Source organism: Collinsella sp. CLA-ER-H9, assembly GCF_040092295.1.
Classification (GTDB): Bacteria; Actinomycetota; Coriobacteriia; order Coriobacteriales; family Coriobacteriaceae; genus Collinsella.
The window spans coordinates 388,637-401,971 of the sequence record NZ_JBBNLV010000001.1; the positions used below are offsets into that span (position 1 = coordinate 388,637).

The window sequence follows — 13,335 nt, forward strand, 5'->3', positions numbered from 1 at the left end:
TATCAGCTGCAGGAATTATAGAGGAGGAGTCTGCCCATGCCGGGTAAAAGCCTAGAGAACATGCACGTAGCGGTCTTGGCGGGCGGCCATTCCGCCGAACGCGAGATTTCGCTCAATTCTGGAAAGAATGTCGTGGTGGCACTGAAGGAGGCCGGCTACACCTCGGTGGAGCTGCTCGACACCGCCGCCGATGACTTTATGGTGACTATGGCGACCGGTGGCTTCGACGTGGCGTTTATCGCCATGCACGGCGCCGGCGGCGAGGATGGCGCCATGCAGGGGGCCATGGAGACGCTGGGTATCCCCTACACGGCGTCAGGCGTGCTCGCCAGCGCATGTGGCGCCGATAAAGAGGTTTCAAAGCTTCTGTATGCCAAGGCGGGCATCCCCATTGCCCCCGGCCTGGCGCTTGAGGCGGGCGACGAGGTCGATATCGATCGTATCGTCGAGATTTGTGGCGAGCGGTGCTTTGTAAAGCCCGCCGTCAACGGCTCCAGCTATGGCATCTCTCTGGTCCATGAGCCCTCCGAGCTACCCGCGGCAATCGCCAAGGCGTTTGAGTACGGCGACAAAGTGCTGGTCGAGAAGTGCATCGAGGGTACCGAGATTACCGTCGGCGTATACGGCGAGGATGACGTGCGCGCCCTGCCGATTGTTGAGATCCGTAAGCCCGAGGACTGCGAGTTCTACGATCTGGACGTGAAGTATGTGGACCCCACGGATATCCATCGCATTCCGGCGCAGATTTCCCCCGAAAACTATGCACGTGCCCAGGAACTTGCCTGCGCGGCCCATAAGGCACTCGGCTGCCTGGGCATTTCGCGCAGCGACTTTATCGTGAGCGAGGATGGCCCCGTCATCCTCGAGACCAACACGATTCCCGGCATGACCGATACGTCGCTGTATCCGGATGAGATTCGCCACACCGGTGACATGACGTTCCCACAGGTCTGTGACAGTCTGATTCGTATGGGACTTCGTCGAGCGGGCGTTGCATGCTAATCGAGGACGCTGTTTCGTCGGGAACGCCGCAGTTTGTCATCGATTCCTATGCCACGCTTGCCGAGCGTGCCAAAACCCAATCGTTTGGTCTCATCGAGGAAGATGTTATCGTCCTCGATACCGAAACCACGGGTCTTTCGGTGCAGGACAATGAACTGATTGAGATCTCGGCTGCCCGTCTTTCGGGCCGCGAGATCGTCGACCGGTTCGATACCTTCGTGCACCCCAAGCAGCTGATTCCCGCCGAGATTACCGAACTCACGAGCATTACAAACGCCGATGTGGTGGATGCCCCATCGGCCGTCGATGCCGTGGCCGCTCTCGCCGATTTTGTCGGCGGCTGCCCGGTGATTGCGCATAACGCCACCTTCGACCGTTCGTTTATCGAGTCGGTCAAGGGCGGTGTCAACGTCAGCGACATCTGGATCGATTCGCTGGCACTGTCGCGCATCGCACTTCCGCGCTTGGCCTCGCACAAGCTGTCTTTTATGGCCGACTTGTTTGGGTGCGATTCGGTGTCGCATCGCGCGAACGCAGACGTTGATGCCCTGTGCGGTGTGTGGCGCGTGCTGTTGGTTGCGCTTACCGACCTGCCTTCGGGCCTTATGGCGCGCTTGGCGGACATGCACGCGGACGTGCCTTGGTCCTATCGCCCCATTTTTTCTTTTTTGGCCGGCCAGAACCCGGGTTCGATATTTTCGCTCAGCGCCGCTCGTGCTGACGTGCTCAAGGCCGATCGTGCAGACGATCGCGTTGATGCGGACGAGTTGCCGGTCCTTAAGATGCCGAGCCGTGAAGAGATCGAGGCGGATTATGCCCCCGGTGGCCTAGTCAATCGCATGTATCCCACGTACGAGCCGCGCGATGAGCAAATCGCGATGGCGCTCGAGGTCCGTGACGCGCTCGTTACGGGAACGCATCGCGTGATTGAGGCGGGGACGGGCGTCGGCAAATCGATGGCTTACCTGGTGCCTTTTGCCGAGGCCGCACGCCGCAACAACATCACGGTTGGTATCGCGACCAAATCGAATAATCTTGCCGACCAGCTTATGTACCATGAGCTGCCAAAGCTCGCCGAACAGCTGGACGGGGGCCTGTCGTTTTGTGCACTCAAGGGCTATGACCACTATCCGTGTCTACGCAAGCTCGAGCGCATGAGCCGTGGTCAGGTTGAGATCACCACCAAGCGCGATCCTGCTGACACGCTCACGGCGGTTGCGGTGATCATGGCGTATGTGTGCCAATCTGCCGATGGCGACCTCGATTCGCTCGGCATTCGCTGGCGCAGCGTCAACCGTCCCGACTTTACGACGGCTTCGCGCGAGTGTGCTCGTCGTCTGTGTCCGTTCTTCCCTGACAAATGCCTGGTCCACGGGGCGCGCCGCCGAGCGGCACATGCCGACGTGGTGGTCACCAACCATTCCCTGCTGTTCCGCAACGTGGCCGCCGAGGGAAGGATTTTGCCTCCGATTCGTCACTGGGTGGTCGACGAGGCCCATTCCATCGAGCGTGAGGCCCGTCGCCAATGGGCGCGCGTGGTTTCGGCAGATGAGTCGCGCGTGCTGTTTGAGCGCTTGGGTGGGTCGAGTGCCGGCGCGCTGAGTCAAGTTTCCCGTGACCTGGCCACTTCCGAGGGCTCCACGCTCTACCTGGGACTCACCGCCAAAGCGACGTCGACGGTTGCCCGCGCGAGCATGGCGATTGCCGATGTGTTCGATGGTGTGCGCGAGCTCGGCCGTCGCGCCCGTGGGAGCTACGATAACGCGAATCTGTGGATTGGCCCCGAGCTGCGCGAGTCGGATGACTGGCACGATTTTTTGCAGTCGGCCCATACCGCAATTGATGCGCTGGACCAGGCGGATAAAAGCGTAGACGCGCTGGTGCAGACCGTCGCCGCCGATAAGCCCGAGGTCGTTGTCGACCTAGGCGACATTTCGCGCCGTCTGCACGAGCTGGACGAGAACCTCAAACTCATCATTGAGGGTACGGATGAGCACTATGTGTACTCGCTGCAGGTGAACCGTCGGCTGCGCGCGGGCGGGGAGTCTATGACCGCCGAGCGCATCGATATCGGCGAGGCCTTGGCGAACGAGTGGCTGCCCGAAGTGCACACGGCCATCTTCGCTTCGGCGACCATGACGGTGTCCAAGAGCTTTGAGCATTTCAACCATGCTGTCGGCCTCGATCGCATCGGTGAGTCGACATCCTCATCGCTGCACCTGGATTCGAGCTATGACTTTGACTCGAATATGGCCGTGGTCGTGGCGGGGGACATTCCCGATCCGCGCGATCGCGAGCGCTATCTCTCGGCGCTCGAGTGCGTGCTGGTCGATGCCCATCTCGCCATGGGTGGATCGGTGCTCACGCTCTTCACCAACAGGCGCGATATGGAGGACCTGTATGCCCGTGTCGAGCCCAAATTGGCGCGAGCGGGCCTGGAGCTCAATTGCCAACAGCGCAACTCGTCCCCGCGTCGCCTGCGCGATCGGTTTATCAACGAGCCGACCTCATCGCTCTTTGCGCTCAAGGCCTTTTGGGAGGGCTTTGACGCCAGCGGCGAGACGCTGCGTTGCGTCATTATCCCCAAGCTGCCGTTCTCGAGCCCCACGGATCCCCTTTCGTGTGAGCGCAATCTGCGTGAGGACCGCGCCTGGGCGCGCTACTCGCTGCCCGAGGCGGTGCTCGAAGTCAAGCAAGCCGCCGGCCGTCTCATCCGCTCGTCAACCGATTGCGGTGTGCTCATCTTGGCAGATCCGCGCTTGGTGACAAAGGGCTACGGCAAGAAGTTCTTGACGTCGCTGCCCACGACTTCCTACCAGCGTATCGAGTCGGCGCAGATCGGTCATTATTTGCAGCTGTGGCGTGCACGCCACGAGAGGCGCCGTTAAAGCGGGCAGGTCAGGCTCTTCGCCATATCGCATAGACGCTTTGCCGAGGCGGGGTCATCCAGTATGCGGATGGCTCCGCCCGCTGCGATTACCTGGCAGAACAGCCAGTGCTCTGACCCATAACGCACGGTCACCGTCGCCATGTCTGCCCCGTTTGGCTCAATCGACATGATGCCGGCCCAGTCTAGGCGCTCTGCCATGTCGAGCGGCATGAGGAGTTTTGCGCTCTGCTCCGCTTTGGAAAGGGATTCGTGGAGGGATGCGGACGCGGGCGCGTGGCGCTCCACGGAATCGTCGGTAAGGGTAAGGCCTTCGATTTTGTCCATGCGGTAGGAGCGCTGCTCATCGACTTCGACATCCCAGGCAATCAGATAGGTTTGGTCGCCATGCGTCGCGATGCGCAGGGGGTCGATGAGACGCTCACGCGGCCGTGTGTCGTCCATCGAACGGTAGATGATGCGGCATCGAACGCCGTCTTGAATCGCGCAGTTCAGCTGTTGCCAGTGCGATCCTCGGGCAACGGTATCGACGACGCGCTGGTTGTAGCCGAGTTTCTCGGGTAGGAGGGCGTGTCGGATACGCTCTGCTGCCCGAGAGTCGATTCCCATCGATTCGAGTTCGTGGTTGAGCACGGCACCTTCGGCGGCACTTAGGCGCAAGGGCAGCACACGCCCCGCATCGCCTGTCAGGATGATGCACTCGCCGTGGCGCTCGCAGATGATGCGTGCGCCCGACTCACGGTCAGCGAGGGTCGAGACGATATCGATAATTTCGTCGAGCGCCGCACCCGTGATATCAAAACGGCTGCAGATATCCCCTCGTGTCATACCGGTCTCACCGGCAGCGTAGAGGGCCTCCATGATGTCAATCGCACGCGAGAGCCTTTGCTCGCTGGTGAGTTTACGCACGGGCATGCTCGTGCACCGTCCTTTCGATGAGGTGGTTCCACGCCAGTTTAAGTGCATCGGGGGCAACGGGTCTCATGCCGTCCATGGCGTGCTCCATACAAAACGAGGCAGCGGCATTAAGGTCGCGCACGCCGACGGTCCAGGTCCAACCCTCTTCGGTGTGCGTGAGCTCCCCGCGACCGCGCGTTAGGCCGCTGACCATGTCGGCCTGGGCTTGCGGGGCAAACGAAAAGGTCGCCATAACGGGCTTGCAATCGGCAAAATCAAACTCGAAGAACAGGCGATCGTTCAGGTTAAAGTCGGCGGGGATGGAGTAGGCCTTCGAGGGGCGCCATGCGCGAACGATACGGTCGCAGCGAAACGTCCTGATTTCATCGGTGGCGTTGTCGAGTCCGCAAAAATACGCCACACCCTCGTGCTCAAACATGCCGTATACGCAGACGGTGCGCTCTTTTTGCTCCCCGTGCCCGTTTTGATACAAAAAGCGCAGTGCGCAGCGTTCGGCGAAAGCGCTCCACACCGCATCGACGGCGGGTAAGCGACGGGCGGGAGGCTCTTCTGCGGTCGATGCGCCGGTGAGGTAGGCGATCTTGGAGCGTATGTCTGCAAGCGGCGTGGCAAACGCGGCCGAACCGGTCGCAAGGGTCTGGTCGATAGCGTCGAGCAAGATGTCCGCGTCGTCTGCGGTGATGAGGCCACCGGCCGCAAACGTGTGCTCGCGATCGATGGTCCACGCGCTTTCTTCGGTTTCTTGGGCGCCCGCTGCGCGAACTTCCTTGATCGTGATTCCGCGTTCGAGGAGTTTTTCGCGATCGCGGCGAAACTTGCGCTTGTCCGAGTCGATATTGCCCGACCCATAGCCAAGATCGGAATCCAGGACAATTTGCTCTGTGGTCAGTGGCTCGGGAGAGCTGTTGAGGACAAAGAACAGATTGAGGATGCGCTGGGCGGTCTTGTCGAAACCGGGTTCCGGCGCCCCATTTTTATTCGTTACGGTTGTATCGCTTGCCGTCATAGAATCCTCGCATGGGAAGGTGTTTGATGCCATGATTTTAGTCCGATATGGAGATTAGGCTATATCCTTGTCCGTTTGGGGCGTTAAGATGCCCAGAATTCGGCCGTTTGCGCCCGCTCGGGGTATACTTTCGACTATATACGGTTCTAATGTGCATACATTGGGCCTATTTGTCGGATTATGGATGTGGAGCGCATATGGCGAACACCCAGAACTATATTAACCACCTGTTGCAGAACACTGGCATCACGCCGGCGTGCAGCGAAGAAGAGCGCTTGGCTGCCGAAGATATCGCTCAAATTTTCCGCAACCACGGCTTTGATCCCGAGGTGCAGGAGTTTAATGCTCCCGCGCCGAGCAGGATGGCGTTTGCCGTTACGGGCATTCTGGCATTCGCCGGTGCCCTGCTTATGGGCATCGGTGGCGGTATCGGCTTAGTCGGCACCCTGTTGGCCATTGTCGGAGCCGTGCTCTATGTGCTCGAGCGAACCGGGCGCCCCGTGATCTCGCGCCTGGGCAAGACGGGCGTGAGCCAAAATGTCATCGCCTATCACAAGGCCTCTGGCACGCTTGCCTCTCCGCGCAATCGCCCGGTTGTCGTCGTCGCGCACTATGACTCCCCGCGCGCCGAACTGCTCGCTCGCGAGCCCTATGCGCCGTACCGAGCGCTGATCGCCAAATTGCTCCCGATTGCCACGATTGCTCCCGCGGCTATTGCCATCCTGCGCATCTTGCCGCTTCCCGGCGCGTTGAAGGTCCTGCTGTGGATTGTCGCGATCCTTGCCTCCCTCGTGGCGCTCGCCAATGCCGCCAATATCATTTCCAATCGTTTCGTCCTTCCCTACACGTCCGGCTCGGTTTGCAACAAGTCCTCTGTTGCCGCCATGCTGGGTGTCATGGATAACGTCGCCCCCTATCAGGGTGAGAACGAGTTCCCTGACGATATTCCGTTTGACACGTATTTTGGCGAGCAGAAGCGTCGCGCCGAGGAGATGGCGCGCGCGGCAGCCGAGTACGCCGCGGCCCAGCAGCAAAACGATTACGGCAATACCATCGAGTACGAAGAGCCTGCCTATACCGAGGATGAGTATGGCCAGCCGGTCGCTCCCGAGGGTGAGCAGGGCGAGGCTTTTGATGAGCAAATCGATGGATTCGAAGGTGCTTCTGCCGACGAGACCCTGATTGGCGTCATTGCACCCGAGTCCCAGGTCCAAGATATTCCGGCCGAGGAGCCCGTTGCAGACGAGTCCGCTGCCGAGTCGGCAGAGGAGCCTGCCGCGGCCGAGCAGGCCGAGCCCGAGCCCAAGCTTTATCGCAATGCCGCCGGCAACATCCGGTTTGGCTCGGATGCCATCCGTGCCCTGGGAATGCTTCCCGAGTCCTGTACGCTCGATTACGAAGAGGGCGAGGAGCCGACGTTCGAGCCCGCGCCCCAGCCCGATCCGGTCGTGGCTGCGCAGCCCGATGAGGCCAATGCCGTCGAGACGGAAGCCGATGCGGAGACTGCTATCGATCCCGCAGCCGGTCTGGACGTCATGGCGCCTGCCCCGGCGCCCGAGGAGCTCGATAATACCGAGGACGACTACGATGCGTATCCGCAGCGTGTGTCCTACGAGAGCGACACCGATTTTTCTGCCGAGCTTCCGGTGACGACGCCCCATGCCGATATCGCTTCCGCGTTTTCTTCGATCGGTGCCAGCGCCTCCCATTTCTTTAAGGGGGCATTCGAAAAGGGCAAGAAACTCGTTGACGACTTTGAGGAAAAGCGTGCTGCTGCCCGCGAGACAGCCGCGCGCGAGGCTGCAGCCAAGCAACAGGCGGCCGAGCGCGAGCGCGCGGCACAGGAATTTGAGCAAAACGCCGCCGAGCAGCCGGTATCGCCGGTATCCGTTGATGTTGCCGACGCCACGACGTCTTTCGAGGCGCCGCAGCCTTCGCCTGCGGATGTTGCCGGGGAGACGGCGACTTTCGAAACCCAACAGCCGGTCGACAGCACTGTGTCGTTTGATGCCACGATGACGTTTGAGAAGCAGGGCACCGCTATCGCCGAGCCCCTTTCCGCTCCTGTCGAGGACGAGCCTGCTGCGCCCGATACGGTCGAGGATCAATCTGCGGCGGAACAGGTCGCTGCGGACAGCTCCGAGCAAGAGCCTGAGCCCGTGGCCCCCGAAGCTCCGCAGGCGGATGAGTCGAGGCCCTACTCTACGCAGATCTTCACCATGCCCGCGCCGAGTGATCCCGGCGCCACGGTTGCCAACGCTGCTCCGTCGCAGGCCGAGACGGTCGATGCTCTGATGGCTCAGATCTCGTCTCAGGCGTCGCCGCGCCCGAACATGAATGTTCCCGACCCGGCATCCGCGCCGGCTCCCATGCCCTCTGCGTCTCCGCTGGCCTCGGTCCCCGATCCCTCGATGCCTTCGATGCAGCAGGCCAATGTCGCCTCGCGAACCTCGCTGTTCGACCTTCCCGACCCTTCGGCTCAGGTTAACGATCCCTTCGCGACGGCACAGGGTCCCGAGCCCACATCGGCTCCGGTTGTTCCCCCCATGCCGGTCACCTCGGATGTTCAGCCGCTTGAGACTATCTCGGCTCCTGCCGCTCCGGCCACCAAGCCGCAAAAGCGCGGCTTGGGCGGTCTGTTCGGTCGCAAAAAGAAAAACGAGCAGGACAGCATGAGCGATTGGCTTGGCGTCGAGGATGATTACGACGCCAAGAAGTCTGGTCGCGGTATCGGCTCGTGGGATAACTTCGAGGATGACGGCGACGGCTGGAAGGGTGGCGCCACGTCTTCCGATGGAGCTTCCGCCGAGGATATGCTCGCTGCCGTTGCCTCCATGGGTGATGATGAGCTGCTTGGCCACGACATCTGGTTTGTGGCTACAGGCGCTTCCGATTGCGACGGCGCCGGCATGAAGGCGTTCCTGGCCGCGCATCGCGACAAGCTCCGCGGCGTGTTCTTTATCAACCTTGAGTCCATTGGCGCCGGCAGGCTTTCGGTCGTGACGGTCGAGGGCGAGCAGCAGTTGCTCAAGGGTGACCGACGCATCATGAACTTGGTCAACAAGGTGTGCAAGTCGTTCCATGTCGATTGCGGTGCATTTGAGATGCCCTATGCCAAGACCGATGCCTATGCTGCTCTCGAGGCAAGCCGACGCGCCCTTACCATTGCCGGCGTCGACGGCCCGCGTTTGGCATGCGCTCACACTGAGGACGATCTGCCGTACAACGTCAATCCGACAAATATCGCTATGGTGTCCGAGGTCGTGACCGAGGTCATTCGTCGTTCGTAGGTTGACCTATAAGGAGTCTGCGTGTTTTCGTACATCAAGCGCCACTGGCCCGTCTATCTTATCTTGGTCCTGATCGCCATTGCCCTTGGTTTCGGGGCCGCGTATATCGTGGGTGTTAAAGGCTCAACGCCTGAGTCCACGATTAGCGAAGAAGTGGAGCACGAGCAGAGTTTGGGAGCCGATGGCATCTCCGAGTCCGAACAAGCGCTCATCGACGGTGGGTCTGCATCTGGGGAATAGCCATTTCGCCACGAACGAATAAGAGGCGAGCCGGGAGACGGGCTCGCCTCTTTTTTATTGCGTCAGCGACGTTTTGACGCCAGCTTTAGACGGGCAAACCAGATTGTCGCGGCGCCGGAGGTCACGAAGGCGGTGAGGCAGGCGGCAATGGGAAGGGAGCCCGTTGCCGGTAAATCTTGCGGCATGACGCATCGCTGGATGACGCGATCCTCGTCATGTGATTCAAGGTTGCTACCGCCGCCATTGCGACAGAGGTCAACGCGAGCGCTGTTGGCGAGTGCGGTCTGAGGCGTGTAAGACGATGCGGCCTGCATATGGATGACGGCACCGTGAATATCCGAGTCAAGGACGGCGCTCACATCATCAAGGTCGTCATGCTCGTCTTTGAGGTCCTCGCGGGTCCAAGATTCTGCAGCGCCTCTTGTCGTGAAGTCGGCCGATACGGCCCCGTACTCAAGACGAATGCCCGTGACGGCGGTATCGTCCAAAAGAGCGAGCTCTTTTGCCTCGAGGGTGACCGACTCCGTTGTTGGGATATCGTCTTTCCAAAGATGCCAATCGCCGTAATCGACCATGCGCAAATCGTCACCTAGGAGCTTTTTGACCTCGTCCGTTTCGAGCCAGGGGTTGTCATGCCCGTCGCTGAGCGTTGCATTGGCCTGTTCGCCCGTATCGATACTTCCCACTGGAGACGTTCGATACCACACGTTGCAAAGACCGTCGATGTCCCCGGTCGCGACAGGGGTTTCGATGGCGATGAGTTTGGCAGTGCCTTCCTTGGCGCATTCGAGATCGTCAGTGATGGTGAATTCATCAACCCAGGTATTCGACTCATTTTTAGCATCGAGCGTATAGGAGAAGGAGCCGTCCGCATCGGATTGTGCCGCGGCTCGGTTTTTGCCATCGCCGTTGGCGACGAGACCCTTACCGATAGGGCGGGCGATCTCTTGCCGCTTGTCGACTTTGCCCTCGATCTCGATGGGTGCGTCCTTCATGGTTACCGTCTGCACTTCTCCTGTGGCCTTAATTTCAAACGTCATGTCTTCGGCAAGGTCGTAAGTGCGCGGGGGCATCACTTCGCACAGGGTGTAGGTGCCGGGCAAAAGATGCTCGATGCGATGCGGTTTGTCAGAGGAGGTCCAAGCGTCAATTTCGGTTCCGTCGGCACCGTGGAGGGAGAGCCGGGCGCCTTCCACTTCTTGTTTGCCGGTCAAATCTACTTTGGAGATGTCGATTTTGGTGTAGTCGTTAGAAACATCGAGGTGCGCATTGATCACGGGTGTTTCCTGACCGGCATACGACAGCTCGACGGTGTGGACGCTTTGGTCGAGCAGGTAACCTTCGGGTGCCTGCACCTCGATTACCTCATAGGTGGCGGTTCCGCACCCCAGTGAAAGATGAGTCGCGCACGCAAATCCCCGCTCGTCGGTCGTGATGGATGTGACGGTTTCGCCGTCCAGGGCAGCAATGCTGCCGTCGGGGCGCACGATATCGCCCGCGGCACGGATATCAAAAACAGCACCGGCAAGGGCGCGCCCACCTACGGCATCGTTCTTGACGATCTCGATGCTTCCTGTTGCCGCGTCGTCGTAAAACGAGGCGACCGCGACGGGCGTTAAGTTCATGTCGGCGGGAATCGTTATCTCCAGATCTTCACCAACAAGATACGGTTCCTTGGCGGAAGTCTCTCGTATGTAATACGTGCCCGGGTTAAGCGATTCGGGTAGGGTGACGGTGCCGGTTTCATCGGTCGTAAAGGTATTCATAACGGTATGGGCGGGATGCCAGGATGTTTGCGAGATGGGCTCACGGTCGCCGTTGAGCAGCTGAAAGGTGAACCCAGCGCGTGGTACGGCGTTGCCGGTCTGAGCATCGCGCTTCACGATTTGAAGATGTGTCGACAGGGCGTGGTTGTCTACGATGTACTGAAGCTCTGCGCCGTCCGTGATCTGCTCTGCTGTGATAGTCCATTCCCCTGCCTGCTTAAAGCCGTCGGGCACAGTGTCGACAACCTCACGAATGGTGTAGCCGGCACGGTCATACGGTATGGTTCCGCTGACGCCATCGGGGCGCTCTCCTGCGCCAAACCATGCTCCGGCCTGGTCTTTGGTCGATGCGAAGCCGTAGATATTGGTGGTCAGCGTTCCAACAACCTGCTGCGAAGTGTTGCTTGCCACTTCAAAGACCACGCCTTCCGCCGGCTGCTCTACACCAGATTCGTCACTATTACCGCAGTCCTTGAACTTTGAAATTTCGAGGTCAAAAGCGATGGGGATGTTGGGGATGCGGCGCTCGAGCTCAACGACGCCCGCGTCTCCGAGCTGATCGGCACCGATGGTGTAGCTCCAGGTTTCATCGGAGGGCAGATAGCCCTCGGGAGCTCTTGACTCATAGATGGTAAAGGTGCCCAGGGGGATGTCGGTAAGTGTTGCCCGGCCGTCCTCATCCGTCGTGAGGGTGTGCGACCAGCCCGGGGTAGACTGTGAGACGCAGGTGAACTCAGCGCCGGCAAGTGACGCGCCGACTTGAGGACCTGCCCCTGTCGCGGCATCGACCTTTGCGATGCGCAGGGTAATGGTACCGGGCTGCTCATCGATGACGACATTCCCGCCGTCATTGCCGGTGGAAAAGGCGATGCGGTCACTCCTGGGGATATAACCCGCTGGAGCTTTGGTTTCGACCAGATAATATGCCGTATTGGGCAAAAGTGTCGCCTGTGCGCGACCGCTGCTGTCCATCTGGATGCTGCCGACACGCTTGTCGCCGGCGCTCTCATAGATGTCGAACCTCGCTCCGTCGAGCCTGTAGGTATCGTTTTCGCTCGTGATGGCGGCGTTGGCTGACTGTTTTTGGAAGGATGCGGAGACGGCCGGGAGCACGTAGAGCATGTCTTGACGCTTGCTGCCGCCCGACACAGTTCCCAAATAGCGCCGTGCGCGATGCGGTGCGGCTTTAATGCTTCCCGATTTGGCGCTGTCGTGGAGCCAGCGCGCTGCGGCAACGACCTCATTGTCGCCGGAAAAGTTTCCGCTCTTTGTGACGCCCTGGGCGGTTGTATATGAGAATGATCCGTCGGTATGGGTGGTGCCGTTGAGCATCCAGACGGCAAGTTGGGTTGCGGCGCGCGCTCGATCGGGGGACAGGTTATGCCCGCCAAAGGATGTGGCGGTGGGGTAGCCATGGCAGATGATGGCCGCGAATTCGTCTTCGAGCCATACCCAGCCCTGATTGTAGGTGAGCCAGGGTCCGCCCGGTGTGCTGGGGCCAAATCGGTCCTGGTTCATACAATAGGCAGTCGAAGAATCCTGTGCCTCGTATTTGCCAACTCCAAAAGGACCGCATTCATTGCTGATAGTGCGGAATCCGAGCGATTCGTAACCGTCGACGGCGAGCGCGGCATCCGGTGTCATGCAGCCTAAAAGTAAAAAGAGGACTAGGAGCAGCGATCCTGCTGTGATTGCGCTGTGGACAGAGTGCGTGGGTGCGTTGGACATGGCTGCTCCTTATCCCTCGTGCGCCGCACGGGGAGGCCGCGGCGCGTAGGATGAGGCTATCCCCAAGGTTCATGCGGGTAAGTACCGGAACCTGACCAAATGCTTGCCCGATATCTGACAAATGGCGCCTATGAAAGATAATGGAATAAATCTGCAGGTAGACAACGGTAAATAGAAGAACGTACAGGTCCCTATCTTCACAATTGGCCTGTTTTTAGGACGATTCTCCACAGCTAAAACAAGCATCGTCACCCTTGTATCGAACAAGACAACCGCGTTATACTATCCTCCACATATGCGGGCATCGCCAAGTGGTAAGGCATCAGCTTCCCAAGCTGACACTCGCGGGTTCGAGTCCCGTTGTCCGCTCCAAAAAAGTAAAAGCACGACACCGTTTCGGTGCCGTGCTTTTTTCAACAAAGCGCCGGGACTCGAACCCGACAGGGTGCGAGTGTAAAGCAAATGTCCAAGTGTGAATTCTCACGCTATGCCGTTAAC

Annotated in this window: 7 protein-coding genes and 1 tRNA gene; 5 read left to right on the top strand and 3 right to left on the bottom strand. The window is 59.8% G+C overall.

Going from position 1 to position 13,335, the window contains the following annotated elements:
• The first annotated feature begins 36 nt into the window (after positions 1–36).
• Complete coding sequence (locus AAAX73_RS01620) at positions 37–1,002, top strand: D-alanine--D-alanine ligase (protein WP_349124850.1); 966 nt, start codon at positions 37–39, stop codon at positions 1,000–1,002.
• Complete coding sequence (locus tag AAAX73_RS01625) at positions 996–3,890, top strand: helicase C-terminal domain-containing protein (RefSeq protein WP_349124851.1); 2,895 nt, start codon at positions 996–998, stop codon at positions 3,888–3,890. Before AAAX73_RS01620 ends, AAAX73_RS01625 begins: the two co-directional genes overlap by 7 nt.
• Here the strand turns inward: AAAX73_RS01625 and AAAX73_RS01630 are convergent.
• Together AAAX73_RS01630 and AAAX73_RS01635 are read right to left on the bottom strand one after the other, a co-directional pair.
• A complete protein-coding gene (locus AAAX73_RS01630; protein WP_349124852.1) occupies positions 3,887–4,804 on the bottom strand; it encodes a WYL domain-containing protein in 918 nt (305 codons plus the stop codon). The two genes, AAAX73_RS01625 and AAAX73_RS01630, sit on opposite strands and share 4 nt — an antisense overlap.
• Positions 4,791–5,813, bottom strand: coding sequence for a WYL domain-containing protein (locus AAAX73_RS01635; protein WP_349124853.1), 1,023 nt, complete (start codon positions 5,811–5,813; stop codon positions 4,791–4,793). Before AAAX73_RS01635 ends, AAAX73_RS01630 begins: the two co-directional genes overlap by 14 nt.
• 197 nt (positions 5,814–6,010) lie before the next feature.
• On the opposite strand from AAAX73_RS01635, the gene AAAX73_RS01640 reads away from it, so the two are divergent.
• On the top strand, positions 6,011–9,103 hold the full coding sequence (locus AAAX73_RS01640) for a M28 family peptidase (RefSeq protein ID WP_349124854.1): 3,093 nt from the start codon (positions 6,011–6,013) through the stop codon (positions 9,101–9,103).
• 21 nt (positions 9,104–9,124) lie between these two features.
• On the top strand, positions 9,125–9,343 hold the full coding sequence (locus AAAX73_RS01645; protein ID WP_349124855.1) for a hypothetical protein: 219 nt from the start codon (positions 9,125–9,127) through the stop codon (positions 9,341–9,343).
• 62 nt (positions 9,344–9,405) lie between these two features.
• Here the strand turns inward: AAAX73_RS01645 and AAAX73_RS01650 are convergent, their stop codons facing one another.
• On the bottom strand, positions 9,406–12,837 hold the full coding sequence (locus AAAX73_RS01650; RefSeq protein ID WP_349124856.1) for a SpaA isopeptide-forming pilin-related protein: 3,432 nt from the start codon (positions 12,835–12,837) through the stop codon (positions 9,406–9,408).
• 297 nt (positions 12,838–13,134) lie between these two features.
• On the opposite strand from AAAX73_RS01650, the gene AAAX73_RS01655 reads away from it, so the two are divergent.
• Positions 13,135–13,209, top strand: a tRNA-Gly gene (locus AAAX73_RS01655).
• The last annotated feature ends 126 nt before the right edge of the window (positions 13,210–13,335 follow it).

Coding starts and splice junctions, on each gene's coding strand:
- AAAX73_RS01650 (WP_349124856.1), bottom strand. CDS start 12,837: ATGTCCAACGCACCCACGCACTCTGTCCACAGCGCAATCACAGCAGGA.
- AAAX73_RS01640 (WP_349124854.1), top strand. CDS start 6,011: ATGGCGAACACCCAGAACTATATTAACCACCTGTTGCAGAACACTGGC.
- AAAX73_RS01620 (WP_349124850.1), top strand. CDS start 37: ATGCCGGGTAAAAGCCTAGAGAACATGCACGTAGCGGTCTTGGCGGGC.
- AAAX73_RS01625 (WP_349124851.1), top strand. CDS start 996: ATGCTAATCGAGGACGCTGTTTCGTCGGGAACGCCGCAGTTTGTCATC.
- AAAX73_RS01635 (WP_349124853.1), bottom strand. CDS start 5,813: ATGACGGCAAGCGATACAACCGTAACGAATAAAAATGGGGCGCCGGAA.
- AAAX73_RS01630 (WP_349124852.1), bottom strand. CDS start 4,804: ATGCCCGTGCGTAAACTCACCAGCGAGCAAAGGCTCTCGCGTGCGATT.